17 protein-coding genes are annotated in these 20,947 nt (G+C 61.8%); 6 read left to right on the top strand and 11 right to left on the bottom strand.

All coding sequences use genetic code 11. The annotated features are described in order from the left end of the window. Positions 1–129: 129 nt before the first annotated feature. The 9 genes from HGO40_RS04860 to bioB all read right to left on the bottom strand — a co-directional run bounded on the left by HGO40_RS04860 (position 130) and on the right by bioB (position 10,738). On the bottom strand, positions 130–1,926 hold the full coding sequence (locus HGO40_RS04860; RefSeq protein ID WP_250962119.1) for an acyl-CoA dehydrogenase C-terminal domain-containing protein: 1,797 nt from the start codon (positions 1,924–1,926) through the stop codon (positions 130–132). A 91-nt stretch (positions 1,927–2,017) separates the two neighbouring features. Next, positions 2,018–3,307 carry a GGDEF domain-containing protein gene (locus tag HGO40_RS04855; protein ID WP_250962118.1) on the bottom strand — a complete coding sequence of 430 codons (1,290 nt, stop codon included), beginning with the start codon at positions 3,305–3,307 and terminating at the stop codon, positions 2,018–2,020. A 327-nt stretch (positions 3,308–3,634) separates the two neighbouring features. Next, positions 3,635–5,440, bottom strand: a complete 1,806-nt coding sequence (locus HGO40_RS04850; RefSeq protein WP_053125979.1) for a phenylacyl-CoA dehydrogenase — start codon at positions 5,438–5,440, stop codon at positions 3,635–3,637. Between the two features lie 277 nt (positions 5,441–5,717). After that, positions 5,718–6,014 (bottom strand): pyrroloquinoline quinone biosynthesis protein PqqE, encoded by a 297-nt coding sequence (locus HGO40_RS04845; protein ID WP_250962117.1) that lies wholly within the window; start codon positions 6,012–6,014, stop codon positions 5,718–5,720. Positions 6,015–6,135: 121 nt separating this feature from the next. Continuing rightward, positions 6,136–6,816, bottom strand: a complete 681-nt coding sequence (gene bioD, locus HGO40_RS04840) for a dethiobiotin synthase (RefSeq protein ID WP_250962116.1) — start codon at positions 6,814–6,816, stop codon at positions 6,136–6,138. Continuing rightward, positions 6,813–7,625, bottom strand: a complete 813-nt coding sequence (gene bioC, locus HGO40_RS04835; RefSeq protein WP_250962115.1) for a malonyl-ACP O-methyltransferase BioC — start codon at positions 7,623–7,625, stop codon at positions 6,813–6,815. The genes bioD and bioC overlap by 4 nt, the downstream gene beginning before the upstream one ends. Further along, complete coding sequence (locus HGO40_RS04830; RefSeq protein ID WP_250962114.1) at positions 7,618–8,349, bottom strand: alpha/beta fold hydrolase; 732 nt, start codon at positions 8,347–8,349, stop codon at positions 7,618–7,620. Before HGO40_RS04830 ends, bioC begins: the two co-directional genes overlap by 8 nt. Beyond that, positions 8,342–9,520: an 8-amino-7-oxononanoate synthase gene (bioF, locus tag HGO40_RS04825; protein ID WP_250962113.1), complete on the bottom strand. Its 1,179-nt coding sequence runs from the start codon at positions 9,518–9,520 to the stop codon at positions 8,342–8,344. The genes HGO40_RS04830 and bioF overlap by 8 nt, the downstream gene beginning before the upstream one ends. A gap of 162 nt (positions 9,521–9,682) precedes the next feature. Further along, positions 9,683–10,738 carry a biotin synthase BioB gene (bioB, locus tag HGO40_RS04820; protein WP_014340550.1) on the bottom strand — a complete coding sequence of 352 codons (1,056 nt, stop codon included), beginning with the start codon at positions 10,736–10,738 and terminating at the stop codon, positions 9,683–9,685. Between the two features lie 90 nt (positions 10,739–10,828). Between bioB and HGO40_RS04815 the strand changes: the two genes are divergently transcribed. The 5 genes from HGO40_RS04815 to rarD all read left to right on the top strand — a co-directional run bounded on the left by HGO40_RS04815 (position 10,829) and on the right by rarD (position 16,624). Further along, positions 10,829–11,569, top strand: a complete 741-nt coding sequence (locus HGO40_RS04815) for a ComF family protein (RefSeq protein WP_250962112.1) — start codon at positions 10,829–10,831, stop codon at positions 11,567–11,569. A 58-nt stretch (positions 11,570–11,627) separates the two neighbouring features. Next, positions 11,628–12,392, top strand: coding sequence for a TOBE domain-containing protein (locus tag HGO40_RS04810; protein ID WP_250962111.1), 765 nt, complete (start codon positions 11,628–11,630; stop codon positions 12,390–12,392). A gap of 67 nt (positions 12,393–12,459) precedes the next feature. After that, positions 12,460–14,355 carry a PhoX family protein gene (locus tag HGO40_RS04805; RefSeq protein WP_250962110.1) on the top strand — a complete coding sequence of 632 codons (1,896 nt, stop codon included), beginning with the start codon at positions 12,460–12,462 and terminating at the stop codon, positions 14,353–14,355. 182 nt (positions 14,356–14,537) lie between these two features. Further along, positions 14,538–15,512 carry a serine/threonine protein kinase gene (locus tag HGO40_RS04800; protein ID WP_250962109.1) on the top strand — a complete coding sequence of 325 codons (975 nt, stop codon included), beginning with the start codon at positions 14,538–14,540 and terminating at the stop codon, positions 15,510–15,512. A 224-nt stretch (positions 15,513–15,736) separates the two neighbouring features. Continuing rightward, positions 15,737–16,624, top strand: coding sequence for an EamA family transporter RarD (gene rarD, locus HGO40_RS04795; RefSeq protein WP_250962108.1), 888 nt, complete (start codon positions 15,737–15,739; stop codon positions 16,622–16,624). Positions 16,625–16,841: 217 nt separating this feature from the next. Here rarD and HGO40_RS04790 read toward each other — a convergent pair whose 3' ends face one another. After that, positions 16,842–17,360, bottom strand: coding sequence for a glycine cleavage system transcriptional repressor (locus HGO40_RS04790; protein ID WP_250962107.1), 519 nt, complete (start codon positions 17,358–17,360; stop codon positions 16,842–16,844). 530 nt (positions 17,361–17,890) lie between these two features. Here HGO40_RS04790 and HGO40_RS04785 point away from each other — a divergent pair. Then, complete coding sequence (locus HGO40_RS04785; protein WP_250962106.1) at positions 17,891–20,068, top strand: malate synthase G; 2,178 nt, start codon at positions 17,891–17,893, stop codon at positions 20,066–20,068. Between the two features lie 185 nt (positions 20,069–20,253). Here HGO40_RS04785 and HGO40_RS04780 read toward each other — a convergent pair whose 3' ends face one another. Further along, a complete protein-coding gene (locus HGO40_RS04780) occupies positions 20,254–20,700 on the bottom strand; it encodes a response regulator (protein WP_053126003.1) in 447 nt (148 codons plus the stop codon). Positions 20,701–20,947: the final 247 nt, after the last annotated feature.

The raw sequence follows: 20,947 nt of genomic DNA, 5'->3' as shown, positions 1-20,947 counted from the left end.
TTGGATGTTTATCGTGGCGAGGGAGCTTGCTCCCGCTTGACCGGGCTGGCGCTCCAGTGCGCAGCGCTCACAAAGAGGGTCTGCTGCGCATCCCAGCGGGAGCAAGCTCCCTCGCCACAACTTAATCGGTCAAAGCGCAAACAATTCCGCCGGCAGCTTCATCAGGCATTCGCTCCCCGCCTCGATGGCGGCCCGATGAGCGGTCGTGCGCGGCAACAGGCGCTTGAAGTAAAACTCGCACGTCGCCAGTTTGCCCTGGCAAAAATCGCTGCCTCCAGCGTCACCGTCGAGTTGCGCCTGGGCCACCAGGGCCATGCGCAACCACAGGTAGGCCAGGATGATGTAGCCGCTGTACATCAGGTAGTCCACTGAGGCGGCGCCCACTTCGTCCGGGTTCTTCATGGCAGCCATGCCAACCTGGGTGGTCAGTTCGCCCCATTCCCGGTTGAGCCCGTCCAATTGCGCAATATAGGCGTTGAGCTGCGGATGCCCGGCATTGGCTGTGCAGAATTTATGGACAATTTTAGTGAAGCCACGCAGTAACTTGCCCTGGCTGCCCAACACCTTGCGCCCCAGCAGGTCCAAGGCCTGGATGCCATTGGTGCCTTCGTAGATCGGCGCGATCCGACAATCGCGCACAAGCTGCTCCATGCCCCACTCGCGGATAAAACCGTGTCCGCCAAAAACCTGCATGCCGTGGGTGGTCACCTCCAGCCCGGTGTCGGTCATGAAGGCCTTGCAGATCGGGGTGAGGAACGCCAGCAGGTCCTCGGCCTCCTGGCGAGCGGTTTCGTCCGGGCTCAGGTGCGCGGTGTCGAGCAGTTGCGCGGTGAAATAGGTCAGCGCCCGGTTGCCTTCGTTGAAGGCCTTCATGGTCAGCAACATCCTGCGCACATCGGGATGGACGATGATCGGGTCGGCGACTTTTTCCGGCGCCTTGGGGCCGGTCAGCGCGCGCATTTGCAAACGGTCGTTGGCGTATTTGATCGCCCCCTGGAAGCTCGCCTCCCCCAGGCAAAGGCCCTGCATGCCGGTGCCGAGGCGGGCGTGGTTCATCATGGTGAACATGCAATTAAGGCCTTTGTTCGCCTCGCCGATCAGGAAACCCTTGGCCCCGTCGAAATTCAGCACGCAGGTAGCCGAGGCCTTGATGCCCATTTTGTGCTCGATCGATCCGCAGGATACGCCGTTGCGCTTCCCGGCCTCACCCGCGGCGTCCGGCAGGCACTTTGGCACGATAAACAGCGAGATGCCCTTGGTCCCGGCCGGAGCATCGGGCAGCTTGGCGAGCACCAGATGAATGATGTTGTCGCTCATGTCGTGCTCGCCGGCGCTGATGAAGATCTTGCTGCCGGTCACCGCGTAGCTGCCGTCCGCCTGGGGCACCGCGCGGGTCTTGATGATGCCGAGGTCGGTGCCACAGTGGGCTTCAGTCAGGCACATGGTGCCGGTCCACTGGCCGGCGGTGAGTTTACTGAGATAGGTCTGCTTCTGTTCCTCGGTGCCGTGGGCGTGGATGGCCGACATGGCGCCGTGGGTCAGGCCGGGATACATGCCCCAAGAGGTGTTGCTCGATCCGATCATTTCGCTGATGACCAACCCCAGGGAACTGGGCAAGCCCTGGCCACCGTAAGCAGGGTCCGCCGCCAGGCCATGCCAGCCGCCTTCCACGTACTGTGCGAAGGCTTGCCTGAAGCCTGTAGGCGTAGTCACCACGCCATTGTCGAAATGGCAGCCCTCTTCGTCACCCGGGCGATTGAGGGGCGCCAGCACGTTCTCGCAGAAGCGTGCGCCTTCCTCGAGAATGGCGCTGACCATGTCCGGACTGGCATCGCTGGCACCCAGTTCGGCATAGCGGCCATGAAAATCGAAGACGTGGTCGATCAAGAAGCGCATGTCGCGCAGGGGAGCTTTGTACTCGGGCATGGTGGTTTTCTCCGGTAGCAGATCGTTCCAACCTACTGCCGGCCACCCAGGCCCACAATCACAGTCCAGACGCTGAATGCGCCATCATCACTCAACCCGCGGCGGCTTCCATGCGCACTGCGCCGCGGCGATTCTGTCCATAGGCGATCACGCAGTTTCGCCCCGCGCCCTTGGCGTTATAGAGCGCCTGGTCCGCCGATTTGAGTACCTCTTCGGGCGTACGCTGCTCGATGCGCTCGGCCACGCCGATGCTGACGGTCACCGATACGCTGGACGCACCGGCGCCGGAGCGCCGCTGGCGACCTTGCTGATCGTCCTGGGGACGGCTGTCGGGATTACGCAGTTGGATAGCGTATGTCTCGATGGACTGGCGAATAACCTCCAGATGGGGCATGCATTCGTCGATGGTCTTGCCCGCGAACACCAGGGCGAATTCCTCGCCGCCGTAGCGATACGCCCTACCGCCACCGCCGATTTTCGACAGTTTGCTGGCGACCAGGCGTAGCACTTGGTCGCCCACGTCGTGGCCGTGGGTGTCGTTGAATTTCTTGAAATGGTCCACGTCGCTCATTGCCAACACATAGTTACGCCCCAGGCGCTGCATGCGTTCATTCAATGCACGACGCCCCGGCAGGCCGGTGAGCTCGTCACGGAAGGCCATTTGATACGCCTCGTGGGCGACCGCCGCGGCGATCATCAACATCACCTGGCTGCACATGATGTTCAGGGTGAATGGCAGGATGAAGGTTTTCGGCAGCATCCAGAACAACCCGAGCAGTCCCACCAATTGCGCCGCGTGCAACGGCCGGGGGTTACGCCAGTATTGCCAGGCCAGCAGCAGGAACGCGGCGGCGAACATCGGGTAGGACAATTGGATCAGGCTCATCCAGGCGCCGTGCAACGCGGGCCAGCGGATCTCCGACAGCCACAACAACAACGCCTGTGGGAAGCTCTGCTCCAACGCCAGCGCCACGCTGCCGAAAACCAGCAACACCGCAAACCGCGCCACCATGTCCTGGAACAAATGGGTGCGCTCCTGCCACGCCGCGAACAGCCCGAACAACAGCGGCAGCAACAGGCAGACGAGATGGAACACCACCGCCGCGTCTTCACGCACCTTGCCGTTGTCGCGGTAGATATCGGTCTGGGTATCCAGCAGGAAGTAGGCGATGTACACCGTGACCATCAGAAACAATTCACGTTGACGTCGGTAGACGGAGCAATACGCCCCGCCCAGCAACAACACCTGCGTCGGCAGAACGTTGAACAACGAGGTGAAGAAAACGTTGAGATCCTTAACGTAGGCAGCCGCAAGCCCCGCCACCAACAACAGCAACGACGGTAGGAAATGGCTCAGGCGTACAGCGGAAGAACGCGGCAAGGGTAAAGCTCCGACCCGGCTGATCAAGGATGGCATTGTGCTTGCGCCGTGTGACCGATGTCACACTGCCATCGCTGTAACGGCAGGGCGGGACGTTTTCTTAGGGTTGGGTTGGATGAATATTGTTTCAGGATCACAGTTGACCCACTGTGGGAGCGAGCTTGCTCGCGATGACATTGGTCCAATCAAAACTTGCATGGCTGATCCACCGCTATCGCGAGCAAGCTCGCTCCCACAAGCGCCTGCGGTGGCTATGGGATTTACAGCGGCCACAAAAAAGCCGCTGCTCCCGAAGAAGCAGCGGCTGTGTGAAGAACCGCTTAAGGCTTAGTAGCCCAGCGCGAAGTCTTCTTCTTTCATGTCCATCAGGTTGTTGGCGCCCGACAGCATGGTTGCCACATGGGTACGGGTACGCGGCAGGATGCGCTGGAAGTAGAAGCGCGCGGTCTGCAGCTTGGCGGTGTAGAAGGCTTCTTCGGTGGTGCCGGCGGCGAGTTTTTCCGCCGCTAGGCGCGCCATGTCGGCCCAGAAATAAGCCAGGCAGGCGTAACCGGAGTACATCAGGTAGTCCACCGAGGCCGCACCGACTTCTTCGCGATCCTTCATGGCCGCCATGCCGACCTTCATGGTCAGTTCGCCCCATTCCTTGTTCAGCGCAGCCAGGGGTTCAACGAACTCCTTGACCGCTTCGTTGCCTTCGTTGCCCTGGCAGAACTTGTGGACGATCTTGGTGAAGCCCTTGAGTGCCTCGCCCTGGGTCATCAGCACTTTACGACCCAGCAGGTCCAAGGCCTGGATGCCGGTGGTGCCTTCGTACAGCATCGAGATGCGGCTGTCGCGAACGTTCTGCTCCATGCCCCACTCGGCGATGAAACCGTGGCCGCCATAGATCTGCACCCCGTGGTTGGCCGATTCGAAGCCGACTTCGGTCATGAAGGCCTTGGCGATCGGGGTCATGAACGCCAGCAACGCATCGGCTTTTTTCTTCTCTTCTTCATCCACGCCGTATTTGACGATGTCGACCTGCTTGGCGGTGAAGTAGACCATCGCCCGGTTACCTTCGGCGAAGGCTTTCATGGTCAGCAGCATGCGACGCACGTCGGGGTGGACGATGATCGGGTCAGCGGCCTTGTCCGGCGCTTTCGGGCCGGTCAGGGAGCGCATCTGCAGGCGGTCACGGGCATATTTCAGGCCGCCCTGGAAGCCGATCTCGGCGTGGGCCAGGCCTTGCAGCGCAGTGCCCAGACGCGCGGTGTTCATGAAGGTGAACATGCAGTTCAGGCCTTTGTTCGCTGGGCCGATCAGGAAACCGGTGGCCGCGTCGAAGTTCATCACGCAGGTGGCGTTGCCGTGGATGCCCATCTTGTGTTCCAGGGAGCCACAGCTCACCGCGTTGCGCTGGCCAATGGTGCCGTCGGCGTTAGGCAGGAACTTGGGAACGATGAACAGGGAAATGCCCTTGGTGCCAGCCGGTGCGTCGGGCAGGCGTGCCAGCACGATGTGGACGATGTTGTCGGCCATGTCGTGTTCGCCGGCCGAGATGAAAATCTTCGTACCGGAAACCTTGTAGGAACCGTCGGCCTGAGGCTCGGCCTTGGTGCGCAACATGCCCAGGTCGGTGCCGCAGTGCGGTTCGGTCAGGCACATGGTGCCGGTCCATTCGCCGGACACCAGTTTGGTCAGGTAGGCTTCTTGCTGTTCGGGCGTACCGTGTTCGGAAATCGTGTTCATCGCGCCATGGGACAGGCCCGGGTACATGCCCCACGACCAGTTGGCTTCACCGACCATCTCGCTGACCGCCAGGCCCAGGGATTCCGGCAGGCCTTGACCACCATGCTCGACGTCATGGGCCAGGCTTGGCCAGCCGCCTTCGACGAACTGCTTGTAGGCTTCCTTGAAACCGGTCGGGGTTTTCACGCCGGACTCGCTCCAGGTGCAACCTTCGATGTCACCCACGCGGTTCAGCGGAGCCAGCACCTGCTCACAAAACTTGGCGCCTTCTTCGAGAATGGCGTCAACCATGTCCGGAGTTGCGTCCTGGCAAGCCGGAAGGCTCTGATAATGCGCTTCGTAGCCAAGCAGTTCGTCACGAACGAAGCGAATATCACGCAAGGGGGCCTTGTAGTCAGGCATAGCGATAAACCTCTGCTGATGTAACCGGGAATGAACGACCGCGTGGATTTATTGTAGCGGTCAAACAGTTGTTTGAAACATACGTTTACGCCCAAATCTTGTCAAGCGCCGATCTTTTGCCGTTCGTCATCAGCTGGAGAAAAATGTCGGACACAGGAAAGCTATCGCGCTGAAGAATTCGCGATGCGCGTAGGAAAAGATTAGTTGAGCAATAAGACGTTAGAGACAAGAACGCCGCGAATAATCGCGGCGTTTTCGTAATCCTGGAAGAACAGGATCAGGCAAAGGTATCGATCAACGTACCGAGCATTTCGTCGGATGCCTTGGCGACGCTCACACCCAATTCCACCTGGGACTTGCCCTGGGCCATTTCGACCACGTTGCTGGCCAGGTCCGACTGCTGGCTGCGATCCACTGACCGCAAGCGATCCACCTGGACTTCGGACGACTGGCTGGTGATCGAACGCTCGATCGTATTGTTGGCGATCTGGCTGGAGGCCTGATCGACGCGGTTCTGCCCTGTCTGAATCGTGCTCAGACCGGCGTAGAACGCGGTGTTTCCTGAGATTTCCATGGCAGAGTTCGTCTTCTTGAAGGGTCGACAGTGACCATTGAATCAGAAGGCCAGGGAAAAGGCCCGACAAAAACACTAATGGCACAGTGCCTTGCCATAGGCAAAACCTTGCTGGGGTGTGTCAGTCCAGCAGATCCAATTGCAAGTGTTCGGCCACGGCTTCAGCCGTCACACTCTGGATCCGCGCCACCCTGCCCAGGCAAGGCGCCGGAAGTCGCTCGGCCAAGGTTGCCAGGTTTTCCTCCAGGCGCGAGGTGGCCGGGTCGATGATGTTCGCGACCCAACCGGCAAGCGGCAAGCCATCACGGGCGATCGCCTCGGCGGTCAACAAGGCGTGGCTGATACAACCCAGGCGCACACCCACCACCAGGATCACCGGCAAGCCCAGCGCTATCGCCAGGTCGGACAGGTTATCCTGGCCGACCAGCGGCACGCGCCAACCGCCCGCGCCTTCGATCAACGTGAAGTCGGCGTCCAGCGCCAGCACTTCGCGCATCGGCCCCAACAGCGACTGCACCGTCAACGCAACACCGGCCTCCCGGGCGGCCAAGTGCGGCGCGATTGCCGGCTCGAACGCCACCGGATTGACCTGTGCATAAGTCAACGGTATCGAGCATTCCGCCAGCAAGGCCAAGGCATCGGCGTTGCGCAGGCCCTTGGGCGTCACGGCGCAGCCGGAGGCCACGGGTTTTCCGGCAGCCGTGCTCATGCCGGCCTGCCGCGCCGCGTGTAGCAGGCCCGCCGCGACGGTGGTCTTGCCGACATCAGTGTCGGTGCCGGTAATGAAATAAGCCTGGCTCATAGCGGTTTCTCCAAAACGGCGTAGACCACTTGGTAAGTCGCGGGCAGCCCCTGTGCCTGACGAAACTGCTCATAAGCTTCAACCAGCGCGAGGATCCGCGCCCTGCCCGTCAAGCCGCCAGGCCGACCAGGGTTCAGATTATGGGCGCCCAGTGCTTTCAATTCGTGGGTCAGGCTGCGCACGTCGGGGTAATGCAACACATGGGGACGGTTTTCAAGACTGACAACGTTCAACCCGCTGGCCGCGCAAAGCTGTTGATACGTCTCGAATCCACGGAAACGGTTGACGTGCACCAAGCCATCCACCTGACGCCAACTGTCGCGCAATTCGTACAACGTACCTACGCAGAGGCTGGTAAAGGCCAACACTCCGCCCGGTTTCAATACCCGATACGCCTCTCTCAGCACCGCGGCAAAATCCTCGCACCATTGCACCGCCAGGCTGGAGAACACCAGGTCGCAGCTCTCCGCCTGCAAAGGCAGCCGCTCGGCGTCACCAGCGATAAAATGCGCGGCGCCACCTTGGGGTCGAGCATGGTTGAGCATGCCTTCGGCGATATCCAGCGCCAGGCCTCTGCTCGCGCCGAAACGCGCGCCCAGGGCGCGGGTGAAATAGCCGGTGCCACAACCCAGGTCCAGCCAACGTTGCGGCATGAACGAAGGCGGCAAGCGGTCGAGCAATTGCTGGCCGACGTCGCGCTGTAGCTCGGCCACGCTGTCATAGCTGCTCGCCGCCCGGGAAAACGAAGCCGCCACCTGGCGTTTGTCAGGCAAGGCACCAGGCAAAGGGGGAAGAGACAAATCAGTCATCACCGGACTCATGCAAAAAAGCCTGGATCGCCCCCGCTACACCATGGGGGTCTTCCAGAAGAAATCCGTGGCCGGCCTGTTCGATCAGGCCGATTTCGACATCCGGCAACAAGGCCAGCAAATCACCCGCAGCCTCAGCCGGCACCAAGGCGTCGAGCCCGGCAAACAGATGCAATTGCGGGCCGCGAAAGCTCTGCAATGCAGCGCGAATGTCCAATTGCACCAGCAGCTCGAGCCCGGCCATCAGCACTTCGGGCGAAGTGTTCGGCGCCCCGGCCAACAGCAACCGCGACAAGCCGCGCGGATCGGCGCAGCCCTGGGCACACAGCAAGCTGAAACGCTTGAGAGTCTGGCGTGGGTCGGCCGCACAGCCGGCGAGAAAGCCATCGAAGGTCTGGCCGTCCATCGCGCTCGGCCATTGTTCATGGGCGACAAAGGACGGATTGCTGGCCAAGGTCAACAAGCCGCAGCAGCGCTCACCCCGACGCGCCGCCAGCGCCGAGGCCAGCATGCCGCCCAAGGACCAGCCGCCGAGCCAGGCGTCCTGGGGCACGGTGGCGTCCAACTCTTCGAGCCATTCATCGGGATCGCTCGACAGCAATGCCGGCAACGGTTCGATTTCCACCCGCAGGTGTTCATCGAGTCCTTGCAGGGCCGCCGCCAGCGGTTCCAGCGGTGAAACGCCCAAGCCCCAACCGGGTATTAGAATCAGTCGATCACGCATGGCTTGGCTCCGGCCCCAACAGGGCAACACACTCGGCCAGTGCATTCAACAATAGCTGCACCTGGGCCTCGCTGTGGGCGGCGGTCAGGGTCACACGCAAGCGAGCGCTGCCGGCCGGCACGGTGGGTGGACGGATCGCCGTCACCATCAGCCCGCGCTCACGCAGCATCTGCGACATGCGCATGGCCCGCCCCGCATCGCCAATCAGGATCGGTTGGATCGGCGTGAAGCTGTCCATCAGTTGCAGGCCGATCTGCTCGGCGCCCTGGCGGAACTGGCGGACCAGCACCTGCAAGTGTTCGCGCCGCCAATGTTCGCTGCGCAGCAGTTCGAGGCTCTTGAGGGTGGCGCAGGCCAGGGCCGGCGGCTGGCTGGTGGTGTAGATGTAGGGCCGCGCGAACTGGCCCAGGCTTTCGATCAGTTCTTCACTGCCCGCCACAAAGGCACCGGCCGTGCCAAACGCCTTGCCCAACGTGCCGACCAGCACCGGCACGTCCTCCCGGCTCATGCCGAAATGTTCGACGACACCGCCGCCGGCAACGCCCAACGTACCGAAACCGTGGGCATCGTCGACCATCAGCCAGGCGCCCTTGGCCTTGGCTTCACGGGCGAGCGCCGGCAAATCGGCCACATCGCCATCCATGCTGAAAACACCGTCGGTGACCACCAGGGTGTTGCCCACTGCTTTTTCCAAGCGTTGGGCCAGGCTCCGGGCATCGTTGTGCAGGTATCGGTTGAAGCGCGCACCGGACAGCAGCCCGGCGTCGAGCAACGAGGCGTGGTTGAGACGGTCTTCCAGCACCGTGTCGCCCTGCCCCACCAGCGCGGTGACCGCGCCGAGGTTAGCCATGTAACCGGTAGTGAACAGCAACGCTCGCGGACGCCCCGTCAGGTCGGCCAAGGCTTCTTCCAGGGCGTGATGCGGACCGCTGTGGCCGATCACCAGATGGGAAGCGCCACCGCCGACGCCCCAACGGGCCGCCCCCGCGCGCCAGGCCTCGATCACTTGCGGATGGTTGGCCAGGCCCAGGTAATCGTTGTTGCAGAACGCCAGCAGGGGCTGGCCGTCCACCACCACTTCCGGGCCCTGGGGGCTTTCGAGCAGCGGGCGCTGGCGATAGAGATTGTCGGCACGACGGGCAGCCAGGCGTGCGGCGAGATCGAAGGGCATGCAGGCCTCAACTGTTTAAGGATTGGCCAAAGCCCCTTGTGGGAGCGAGCTTGCTCGCGATAGCGGTGAGCCAGTCGACATAAATGTTGAATGTTCCATCGCCATCGCGAGCAAGCTCGCTCCCACAGGGCCTTGCATGCCAATCCGGGAATCGGTGCGTGATCAAACAGCGGCGTTGTAGAACTGCTCGCTGCTCTTCTGCTCCACCAACGCCTGTTCAATGGCCGCCTGGTGCACTTCGTCAGCATGTTCTTCGCGGGCTTCGGGTTGGATGCCCAGGCGTGCGAACAACTGCATGTCCTTGTCGGCCTGCGGGTTGGCGGTGGTCAACAGCTTGTCGCCGTAGAAAATCGAGTTGGCGCCAGCAAAAAATGCCAGGGCCTGCATTTGCTCGTTCATCGCTTCGCGACCGGCGGAAAGACGTACGTGGGACTGGGGCATCATGATCCGCGCCACGGCGAGCATGCGGATGAAATCGAACGGATCGATGTCTTCGGCATTCTCCAGCGGCGTGCCGGCGACCTTGACCAGCATGTTGATCGGCACCGATTCCGGGTGCTCCGGCAGGTTCGCCAGCTGGATCAGCAGATTGGCGCGGTCATCCAGGGACTCGCCCATGCCCAGGATCCCGCCGGAGCAGATCTTCATTCCCGAATCACGCACGTAGGCCAGGGTTTGCAGGCGCTCACTGTAGGTGCGGGTGGTGATGATGCTGCCGTAGAACTCCGGCGAGGTGTCGAGGTTATGGTTGTAGTAGTCCAGGCCAGCCTGGGCCAGTGCTTCGGTCTGCTCCTGGTCGAGGCGGCCCAGGGTCATGCAGGTTTCCAGGCCCATGGCCTTCACGCCCTTGACCATTTCCAACACATACGGCATGTCCTTGGCCGACGGGTGCTTCCACGCCGCGCCCATGCAGAAACGGGTCGAACCGATGGCCTTGGCCCGTGCAGCCTCTTCGAGGACCTTCTGCACTTCGAGCAATTTCTCTTTATCCAGCCCGGTGTTGTAGTGACCGGACTGCGGACAATATTTGCAATCTTCCGGGCAAGCGCCGGTCTTGATCGACAGCAGCGTGGAAACCTGGACGCGATTGGCGTCGAAGTGCGCGCGGTGCACGGTCTGCGCCTGGAACAACAGGTCATTGAATGGCTGGACAAAGAGTGCTTTGACTTCGGCCAAAGACCAGTCATGACGCAGGTTGGCAGTGGTGCTGGCGCTCATGGGCATTTCCTTGATTATGCTTGGCTGGCGCCTGGGGCATGGAATACCCACAGGCGCGACACGGATGTTCGGCATATTTAAGGAAGAGTCATGCGCTGTCAACCACGATACAAAGGACCGGTTTACATCTGGTTAAAAAACAAACAATTCTGTCTGCTATGTGGCGAAAGCACCGATACGCCGCAGCCTATCTGCACCCCCTGCGAAAGCGAGCTGCCCTGGCTCGGCGATCAATGCAGCGTCTGCGCCCTGCCGCTGCCCATGGCCGGGTTGCGTTGCGGCCAATGTACCTCGCGACCGCCGGCCTTCGAACGGGTCCTGGCGCCCTGGACCTATGACTTCCCGGTGGACAGCCTGATCACCCGTTTCAAGCATCAGGCGAAATGGCCTCTCGGCCGGCTGCTGGGCGAACTGCTGGCGCAATCGCTGCAACATCATTTCGACGAAGGGCTGGAACGGCCCGACGCCTTGGTACCGGTGCCACTGGCGACCCGACGCCTGCGCCAGCGGGGTTTCAACCAAGCGGCGCTGCTGGCCCGCTGGCTCAGTGGATCGTTGGCCATCCCGTGCGAAGAACACCTGCTGCGCCGCACCCAGGATACCCCCGCCCAACAGGCCCTCGATGCCAAGGCCCGACGACATAACCTGCGCCAGGCCTTTGCCCTGGTGCCCCAGGCAACGTTGCGTGACCGTCACCTGGCATTGGTCGACGATGTGCTCACCACCGGCGCCACCGCCCAGGCGCTGGCGGCTCTATTGCTCGATGCCGGCGCCGCGCGGGTCGATGTGTACTGCCTGGCCCGCACGCCGAAACCCGGTGAGCCGGCTTGACGTGCCGCGCCCAAGGCGCCAACGTCCGCCCATCGACCTTCGCACGCAGTTTTCTGTCATGTCATTGCCCACGCTCCTGACCCAGCACATCGTCCGGCGACCTCAACGCATCGCCCTGCTGCAGCACATCGCCGAACAAGGTTCGATCACCCGCGCCGCCAAGAGCGCGGGCCTGAGCTATAAGGCGGCGTGGGACGCCATCGATGAGTTGAACAACCTCGCGGATCAACCGCTGGTGGAGCGCAGCGTCGGCGGCAAGGGCGGTGGCGGCGCCAAGCTGTCGGAGGAAGGCCAACGGGTGCTGCGCCTGTATCTGCGCCTGCAAGCACTGCAGGTGCAACTGCTCGAAGCCAGCGAAGACGCTGGCGACCTGGGCCTGCTCAGCCGCCTGATGCTGCGCACCAGCGCCCGCAATCAATTGCACGGCAAAGTCCTGGGCATCGAGGCCCAGGGACATAACGACCGGGTACGCCTGGAGCTGGCCCGGGGCCTGGTCATCGAAGCGCAGATCACCCACGACAGCACATTGCGCCTGGAGTTGGGAGTCGGCACCGACGTGGTGGCGTTGATCAAGGCCGGCTGGCTGCAATTGCATCCTGTCGAGCAAGGGGAAAAACCGGGGATCAATATTTTGCGCGGCGTGATCGAGCAGGTCGACGCCGCCGAAAACGGTCCCAGCGAAGTGCGCATCGGCCTGCCCAACGGCCAGACGCTGTGCGCCCTGGCCGATCCGCTACAGTTGCAAGCGCAGGACCTGGCAACCGGCTCACCTGTGCAAGTGACGTTTTCAGCGACAAATGTGCTGCTCGGCACACCGCTGTAGCGCGTTGCAACAATAGTTTCATCGACCCGCTTTAAGGTGACTGCCAAAACCAGCAGGGAGCCTGATGATGAGCCTATTAGAAGAAAACCAATCCACCGACCTGGAAAAGATCGTCGGCCTGAGCCGTCGCCGTTTCATCGGCGCTGGCGCCCTGTGCGGCGCGGCGATGTTCCTGGGCGGCAACCTGCTGAGCCGCAGCGTCATGGCCGCCGCCGTGAGCGAAGGCAATAAAAGCATGCTGGGCTTCAACAGCATTGCCGCCTCCACCGCCGACACCATTACCTTGCCGCCAGGCTACAAGGCCTCGGTGCTGATCAGTTGGGGCCAGCCGCTGAAGAAAAATGCACCGGCGTTCGACCCCAGCGGCAATGGCACCGCCCGTGCACAGGAAGTGCAGTTTGGCGACAACAACGACGGCATGAGCCTGTTCGAATTCCCCGGCGACAAGAACCGGGCGCTGTTGGCGATCAACAACGAGTACACCAACTACCAATACCTGTTCCCTCACGGCGGCCAACCGCAGTCGGCCGAAGACGTGCGCAAGGCCCAGGCCAGCGAAGGCGTGTCGGTGATCGAAATCCAGCGCCGTCGCGGCCAATGGCAATTCGTCCAGGACTCGCGCTACAACCGCCGGATCCACGGCAACACGCCAATCCGCCTGCGCGGCCCGGCCGCTGGCCACGACCTGCTGAAGACCAGCGCCGACAAGAGTGGCAAGAAAGTGCTCGGCACGTTCCAGAACTGTGCCAACGGCATGACCCCGTGGGGCACCTACCTGACCTGCGAAGAGAATTTCACTGACTGCTTCGGCAGCAGCAAGTCGGACCTGCAATTCGACGCGGCACAAAAACGCTATGGCGCCACCGTCACCAGCAGCGAAATCAATTGGCACTTGCACGACCCGCGTTTCGATCTGGCGAAGAACCCCAACGAACACAATCGCCACGGCTGGGTAGTGGAAATCGATCCGTTCGATCCAGAGTCCACCCCGGTGAAGCGCACCGCCCTGGGCCGCTTCAAGCATGAAAACGCGGCCCTTGCGCAGACCAATGACGGGCGCGCCGTGGTGTACATGGGCGATGACGAACGTGGCGAGTTCATCTACAAGTTCGTCAGCCGCGAGCGCATCAACCATCGCAATGCCAAGGCCAACCGCAACCTGCTGGACCATGGCACCTTGTACGTGGCGCGCTTCGATGCCGGCGACGGCAACCCGGACCATCCCAAGGGCAAAGGCCAATGGATCGAATTGACCCATGGCAAGAACGGCATCGACGCCAGCAGCGGTTTCGCTGATCAGGCCGAGGTGTTGATCCATGCGCGCCTGGCCGCCACTGCCGTTGGCGCCACGCGCATGGACCGCCCGGAGTGGATCGTGGTCAGCCCCAAGGACGGCCAGGTCTATTGCACCCTGACCAACAACTCCAAGCGTGGCGATGCCGGCCAGCCAGTGGACGGGCCGAACCCGCGGGCCAAGAACGTCTATGGGCAGATCCTGCGCTGGCGCACCGACCGTGACGACCACGCCTCCAAGACCTTCGACTGGGACCTGTTCGTGGTCGCCGGCAACCCAACGGTACACGCGGGTACGCCGAAGGCCGGGTCGTCCAATATCAACCCGCAGAACATGTTCAACAGCCCCGATGGCCTGGGCTTCGACAAGGCCGGGCGGCTGTGGATCCAGACCGACGGTGACTCGAGCAACGCAGGCGACTTCGCGGGCATGGGCAACAACCAGATGCTGTGCGCCGACCCCAACAGCGGTGAGATCCGCCGCTTCATGGTCGGGCCGGTAGGCTGCGAAGTGACCGGGATCAGTTTCGCGCCGGACTACAAGACGCTGTTCGTCGGGATCCAGCATCCCAGCGGCGGCTCCACTTTCCCTGAGCACCTGCCCAACGGCAAGCCGCGCTCGTCGGTGATGGTGATCACCCGGGAGGATGGCGGAGTCATCGGCGCCTGATTGGGCCTCATCGCGAGCAAGCTCGCTCCCACAATGGATCTTCGGCGTACCGTCTATCCCTGTGGGAGCGAGCTTGCTCGCGATAGCTTCAGTACAGCCACCACAGCCACCACCTATCTGCCTCTGTCTGCGCTACCATGCTGGGCCGGACGCGGCAGCCCTGCCGCTGCGCAGGAGTCAGCATGTCCCATCCGTTCGACACCCTCACGCCCGACCTGGTGCTCGATGCCGTTGAAAGCATCGGCTTTCTCAGCGACGCCCGCGTGTTGGCCCTCAACAGCTACGAGAACCGCGTCTATCAAGTCGGCATCGAAGATTCCGAGCCGCTGATCGCCAAGATCTATCGCCCCCAGCGCTGGACCAACGAAGCGATCCTGGAAGAGCACAGCTTTACCTTCGAACTTGCAGACTACGAAGTGCCCGTGGTGGCGCCGCTGATCCACAACGGCGCCAGCCTGCACGAGCACGCCGGGTTCCGTTTCACCCTGTTTCCCCGTCGCGGCGGCCGAGCGCCGGAGCCGGGCAATCTCGACCAACTCTATCGCCTGGGACAACTGCTTGGGCGCCTGCACGCGCTCGGGGCGACCCGGCCATTCGAGCACCGTGAAGCCTTGGGCGTGAAGAATTTCGGCCACGACTCGTTGGAGACAGTGCTGCAAAGCGGCTTCGTCCCCCGCGGCCTGCTGCCGGCCTACGAGTCGGTCGCCCGGGACCTGCTCAAGCGCGTCGAAGAGGTCTACGCCGCCACACCCCACCAGAACATCCGCATGCACGGCGATTGCCATCCCGGCAACATGATGTGCCGCGATGAGGTGTTCCACATCGTCGACCTCGACGATTGCCGCATGGGCCCGGCGGTGCAGGATTTGTGGATGATGCTCGCCGGCGATCGCCAGGAATGCCTGGGACAGTTGTCGGAATTGATGGACGGGTACCAGGAGTTCCATGATTTCGATCCCCGTGAACTGGCGCTGATCGAGCCGCTGCGGGCCCTGCGCCTGATGCACTACAGCGCCTGGCTGGCGCGGCGCTGGGACGACCCGGCCTTCCCCCGCAGCTTCCCGTGGTTCGGCAGCGAACGCTACTGGGGCGACCAGGTGCTGGCGTTGCGCGAGCAACTGGCGGCGCTCAATGAAGAGCCGTTGAAGCTGTTCTGATTGGTCTCGGCCCCAACAGCCACCGCAAATCTCCTGTGGGAGCGAGCTTGCTCGCGATAATGGCTTGTCAGTCAATATAAATGGCGGCTGTTCCACCGCCATCGCGAGCAAGCTCGCTCCCACAGGGGGCCTGCGGTGGAACCACTTCCTAACAAGGTTCACAGCACAACCAGACAAATCTCCTTACAATCACCCTTTGTTAGCTGCCTAAGCAAGGATTCTGCATGCAAGCCGCCAACCCGCGTCGCGGGTACATCCTGGGCCTGAGTGCCTACATCATCTGGGGTCTGTTCCCGATCTCCTTCAAGGCCATCGCCAGCGTGCCGTCGGTGGAAATCATCATCCACCGGGTGCTGTGGTCGGCCCTGTTCGGCGCGGCGTTGCTGCTGGTGTGGAAACACCCGGGCTGGTGGCGCGAACTGCGGGACAATCCACAACGCCTGGCGATCCTCGCCCTGAGCGGGACGCTGATCGCGGCCAACTGGCTGACCTACGTCTGGGCAGTGAATAACGAGCGCATGCTCGAAGCCAGCCTGGGTTATTACATCAACCCGCTGGTCAACGTGTTGCTGGGCATGTTGATCCTCGGTGAGCGCCTGCGCCGCATGCAATGGCTGGCGGTAGGATTGGCGGCAGTCGGCGTGGCGCAGCAGGTCTGGCAAGTGGGCAGCCTGCCGTGGGTGTCGCTGGTGCTGGCGCTGACCTTCGGTTTCTATGGGCTAATCCGCAAACAGGCGCCGGTCAAGGCCTTGCCGGGACTGGTGGTGGAAACCTGGATGCTGGTGCCAATCGCCATCGCCTGGTTGCTGTTCAACCCCACGGCCACCAGTGCCCAGGCGGCATTCTGGACCACCTCCGAAGCCTGGTGGCTGGTAGCGGCCGGCCCCGTGACGCTGGTGCCGTTGGTGTGTTTCAACGCCGCAACCCGGCATTTACCCTACACGACCATCGGTTTTCTCCAGTACATCGCGCCGACACTGGTGCTGTTGCTCGCCGTGCTGCTGTTCGGTGAGCATCTGTCGTCCAGCACGCTGGTAGCGTTCCTGTTTATCTGGGCCGGGCTGGCGGTGTACAGCGTCGATGCCGTGATCAGCATGCGCCGACGTAACTGATCAAAAAACATACAAATCTCTACAGGCCACGCCTGGCGTGGCCTGCGCTTATCCTTCCCAAGGTTATCCACAGCGTGATCCCCGCCGTTTGTGCACAAGCCCTTGAAAACTGGTGATTTTTTGATCATCTGCCGCTGAGCCCCGGCAGGCCTGGGCTGGGGCCAGGTCTCTACAGGTTATCCACAGGCAGGCGCAGTTTTTCCTTGGATAACCCTCGTCACGCTTCGTCGCTGAACTTGAGTTCTACCATCAACTCATCGGCCAAGGTCTCAAGGCGTTCCTGCAACGCCTCCAGCGACAGGGTCAAGGGCACGCCCAGGAACGCCTCGGCATGAAACAGCAGCTCGCTGCTCATCGGTGCCGGCCGGACATGGGTCACCAAGCGTTCGACATTGACGCCCTGCTCGCTCAACAACCGGGTGATGTCCCGCACGATACCGGGACGATCATTGCCCACCAGCTCCATGGTGATGGGTTTCCAGGAGCAGGACTCCTCGACGGGGCTTTGCGCGATCAACACACGAATACTGTGGGCCGATAACCCTTGCAGCGCTTCGATCAATTCTTCATGGGCCTCGGCCGGGGCGCTGATTCGCAGGATCCCGGCAAACTGCCCGGCCAAGCGCGACATGCGGCTCTCCAGCCAGTTACCGCCATGGGCGGCGATGCAATCGGCGATGCGCTCGACCTGCCCGGGCTTGTCCGGGGCGAAAACAGTGATGACGAGGTGGTCCATGGCGCAGTCCTCTTGTTGATGGAAGAGACAGTATAGGCAAGGCAGAAAATCAACACGGTCGCGCTTTCGTGGCGAGGGAGCTTGCTCCCGCTGGACCGCGTAGCGGGCCCAGAAGGGTTGGATCAGTGCTGCGCACTGAAGCGGGAGCAAGCTCCCTCGCCACGGGGTTTTGTGCACGAAACCTAAAATTATCTGGAACAATCACTCTGTTTTTTGAGAACATCCCGTGTCCCGACGTGACCGTAACACTTTAGTCGGTCGCGGAACGACGCAATTAGTCTAATTTTCACAACCGCAATTGATCATGTAGTATTCCGCAGCGCGCACTACATAATCGCGATACCCCTGTTGTACCGATGTCTGCTTAAGGCCAGTCGCATCCCTGAAAAGCCCCGTCAGCAAGGCTTGAATACCCAGCCGCCAGCGATGGCATGTACTGGTTCCGGGGTTTGTGGTTTAAATGTCCCGAGGCTTCATTGTCAAAATCGAAGAGCTGAAAAGCGAAATAGCTGAGCAGAGTGAGGCAAGCAATGACTGAACACGTTCAAGTCGGTGGCCTGCAGGTCGCCAAAGTCCTGTTCGACTTCGTGAATAACGAAGCCATTCCCGGAACCGGCCTCACCGCCGACGCGTTCTGGGCCGGTGCCGACAAGGTCATCCACGACCTGGCCCCGAAGAACAAAGCCCTACTCGCCAAACGCGATGATTTCCAGGCGCGGATCGATGCCTGGCACCAGGCCCGTGCCGGCCAGGCTCACGACGCCGTGGCTTACAAAGCCTTCCTGCAAGACATTGGATACCTGCTGCCAGAAGCGGCGGATTTCCAGGCCACGACCCAAAACGTCGATGACGAAATTGCCCGCATGGCCGGCCCGCAACTGGTGGTGCCAGTGATGAACGCCCGCTTCGCCCTCAACGCCTCGAACGCCCGCTGGGGGTCGTTGTATGACGCGCTGTACGGCACCGATGCCATCAGCGAAGCCGATGGTGCGGAAAAAGGCAAAGGCTACAACAAGGTCCGCGGCGACAAGGTCATCGCCTTCGCCCGTGCTTTCCTCGACGAATCGGCGCCCCTGGCGGCCGGCTCCCATGTCGATTCCACCGCGTACAAAATCATCGACGGCAAACTGGTGGTCACCCTCAAGGGCGGCAGCAACAGCGGCCTGCGTGACGATGCCCAGTTGATCGGTTTCCAGGGCGATGCTTCGGCACCGACCGCCGTGCTGCTGAAACACAACGGCCTGCACTTCGAAATCCAGATCGATGCCAGCACCCCGGTCGGCCAGACCGACGCCGCGGGTGTCAAAGACATCCTGATGGAAGCCGCACTGACCACCATCATGGACTGCGAAGACTCGGTCGCCGCCGTCGATGCCGATGACAAAGTGGTGATCTACCGCAACTGGCTCGGCCTGATGAAGGGTGATCTGTCGGAAGAAGTCGCCAAGGGCGGCCAGACGTTTACCCGGACCATGAACCCTGACCGTGTCTACACCGCCGTCGACGGTTCGAGCGTCACGTTGCACGGCCGCTCGCTGCTGTTCGTGCGCAACGTCGGCCACCTGATGACCATCGACGCGATACTGGACAAGGATGGCAACGAAGTGCCGGAAGGCATCCTCGACGGCCTGGTCACCAGCCTGGCGGCGATCCACAGCCTCAACGGCAACACCTCGCGCCGCAACAGCCGCGCTGGTTCGGTGTACATCGTCAAGCCGAAGATGCACGGCCCTGAAGAAGCCGCGTTCACCAACGAGCTGTTCGGTCGCGTCGAAGACGTGCTGAACCTGCCGCGCAACACCCTCAAGGTCGGGATCATGGACGAGGAGCGCCGTACCACGGTCAACCTCAAGGCATGCATCAAGGCCGCCAGCGAGCGCGTGGTGTTCATCAACACCGGCTTCCTCGACCGTACCGGCGATGAAATCCACACCTCCATGGAAGCCGGCCCGATGGTGCGCAAGGCCGACATGAAAGCCGAGAAGTGGATCGGCGCCTATGAAAACTGGAACGTCGACATCGGCTTGAGCACCGGCCTGCAAGGCCGCGCGCAAATCGGCAAGGGCATGTGGGCGATGCCGGACCTGATGGCGGCGATGCTCGAACAGAAACTCGCTCACCCGCTGGCCGGCGCCAACACCGCGGGGGTTCCCTCGCCGACCGCCGCCGCCCTGCACGCACTGCATTACCCCAAGGTCGACGTGTTCGCCCGCCAGGCCGAACTGGCCAAGCGCGCCCGCGCGTCGGTGGACGACATCCTGACCATCCCGCTGGCCGTCAACCCGAACTGGACGCCGGAGCAGATCAAGAACGAACTGGACAACAATGCACAGGGCATCCTTGGCTACGTGGTGCGCTGGATCGACCAGGGCGTCGGTTGCTCCAAGGTTCCGGACATCAATGACATCGGCCTGATGGAAGATCGTGCGACGCTGCGTATTTCCAGCCAGCACATCGCCAACTGGCTGCGCCATGGCATCGTCACTCAAGAGCAAGTGATGGAAAGCCTCAAGCGCATGGCGCCGGTGGTCGACCGCCAGAACGCCAGTGATCCGCTGTACCGCCCGCTGGCACCAGACTTCGACAGCAACATCGCCTTCCAGGCGGCGGTCGAGCTGGTGATCGAAGGCACCAAACAGCCGAATGGCTACACCGAGCCGGTGCTGCACCGCCGTCGTCGTGAGTTCAAGGCAGCCAATGGGTTGTGATTGAGCAGTAGCCACGCGGCACAGAAAAAGCCCTGATCAAAAGATCAGGGCTTTTTTATGCCCCTGTGGGAGCGAGCTTGCTCGCGATAGCGGTGTAGCAGCCAATGGAGATGTTGAATGTCAGGCCGCCATCGCGAGCAAGCTCGCTCCCACATTTGAATGGCGCCGGTTCTTGGCAGACGATCCTAGAGGTCCATCCCCAACTCATGCTTGACCAACCCCAACAGCTTTTCGGTATCGATCGGCTTGAGCAAAAAATCCACCACGCTCAGGTGCATGGCTTCGATGGCATCCTTCACGTCGGCATCGCCCGAGACGATGATGATCGGCAATGCCGCCCGCTCGGACTCGCGCACCAGGCGCACCAGCTCCAGGCCATCGACGTTGCCCATGCGCAGGTCGGTGATCAGCAGACCGATCGACGGCTTGGTTTCCAGCATCTTGAGTGCCGTTTCGCCACTGGCGGCGGTCATGCAGTGAATCCCGTCCAAGGCCAGGATCTCCGACAACAGCTCCCGTGCGTCCTTGTCGTCGTCAACGATCAAGACGCGCTGCGGCGGCAGGTCAGGTTCCAGCATGACGGCACTCAGCGCCTCGCGCTCGGCATCACTCAAAATATCGTGGTCGGACATGGTGCTCTCTACGTTCTATAAATCGATCCCCTGGCACAGTGGTCAGACATCGTTCCGAGGCGCTTCAATGTGCACTTCGTCGGATTTTTTTCCAAGAACATTCAACGAAGTTTTTTCTGACGTCTAGCGTAGGACTTTTCCGTTAAGCCAGCCTTAGGTACCGACCTAGACTTACGTCCAATGGGCACCCTGCGCTGAGGGGCCGACCATGGGGAACAGATCCGACCACAACAATTCGAATAAGACT

The sequence above is a fragment of the Pseudomonas sp. CG7 genome (assembly GCF_023701885.1).
Lineage (GTDB): Bacteria > Pseudomonadota > Gammaproteobacteria > Pseudomonadales > Pseudomonadaceae > Aquipseudomonas > Aquipseudomonas zanjanensis.
Note: the sequence above shows the minus strand (reverse complement) of the source record. Positions and strands in the feature narration are given on the sequence as shown.

Coding starts and splice junctions, on each gene's coding strand:
- HGO40_RS04860 (WP_250962119.1), bottom strand. CDS start 1,926: ATGCCCGAGTACAAAGCTCCCCTGCGCGACATGCGCTTCTTGATCGAC.
- HGO40_RS04850 (WP_053125979.1), bottom strand. CDS start 5,440: ATGCCTGACTACAAGGCCCCCTTGCGTGATATTCGCTTCGTTCGTGAC.
- HGO40_RS04845 (WP_250962117.1), bottom strand. CDS start 6,014: ATGGAAATCTCAGGAAACACCGCGTTCTACGCCGGTCTGAGCACGATT.
- bioD (WP_250962116.1), bottom strand. CDS start 6,816: ATGAGCCAGGCTTATTTCATTACCGGCACCGACACTGATGTCGGCAAG.
- bioC (WP_250962115.1), bottom strand. CDS start 7,625: ATGACTGATTTGTCTCTTCCCCCTTTGCCTGGTGCCTTGCCTGACAAA.
- HGO40_RS04830 (WP_250962114.1), bottom strand. CDS start 8,349: ATGCGTGATCGACTGATTCTAATACCCGGTTGGGGCTTGGGCGTTTCA.
- bioF (WP_250962113.1), bottom strand. CDS start 9,520: ATGCCCTTCGATCTCGCCGCACGCCTGGCTGCCCGTCGTGCCGACAAT.
- bioB (WP_014340550.1), bottom strand. CDS start 10,738: ATGAGCGCCAGCACCACTGCCAACCTGCGTCATGACTGGTCTTTGGCC.
- HGO40_RS04815 (WP_250962112.1), top strand. CDS start 10,829: ATGCGCTGTCAACCACGATACAAAGGACCGGTTTACATCTGGTTAAAA.
- HGO40_RS04810 (WP_250962111.1), top strand. CDS start 11,628: ATGTCATTGCCCACGCTCCTGACCCAGCACATCGTCCGGCGACCTCAA.
- HGO40_RS04805 (WP_250962110.1), top strand. CDS start 12,460: ATGAGCCTATTAGAAGAAAACCAATCCACCGACCTGGAAAAGATCGTC.
- HGO40_RS04800 (WP_250962109.1), top strand. CDS start 14,538: ATGTCCCATCCGTTCGACACCCTCACGCCCGACCTGGTGCTCGATGCC.
- rarD (WP_250962108.1), top strand. CDS start 15,737: ATGCAAGCCGCCAACCCGCGTCGCGGGTACATCCTGGGCCTGAGTGCC.
- HGO40_RS04790 (WP_250962107.1), bottom strand. CDS start 17,360: ATGGACCACCTCGTCATCACTGTTTTCGCCCCGGACAAGCCCGGGCAG.
- HGO40_RS04785 (WP_250962106.1), top strand. CDS start 17,891: ATGACTGAACACGTTCAAGTCGGTGGCCTGCAGGTCGCCAAAGTCCTG.
- HGO40_RS04780 (WP_053126003.1), bottom strand. CDS start 20,700: ATGTCCGACCACGATATTTTGAGTGATGCCGAGCGCGAGGCGCTGAGT.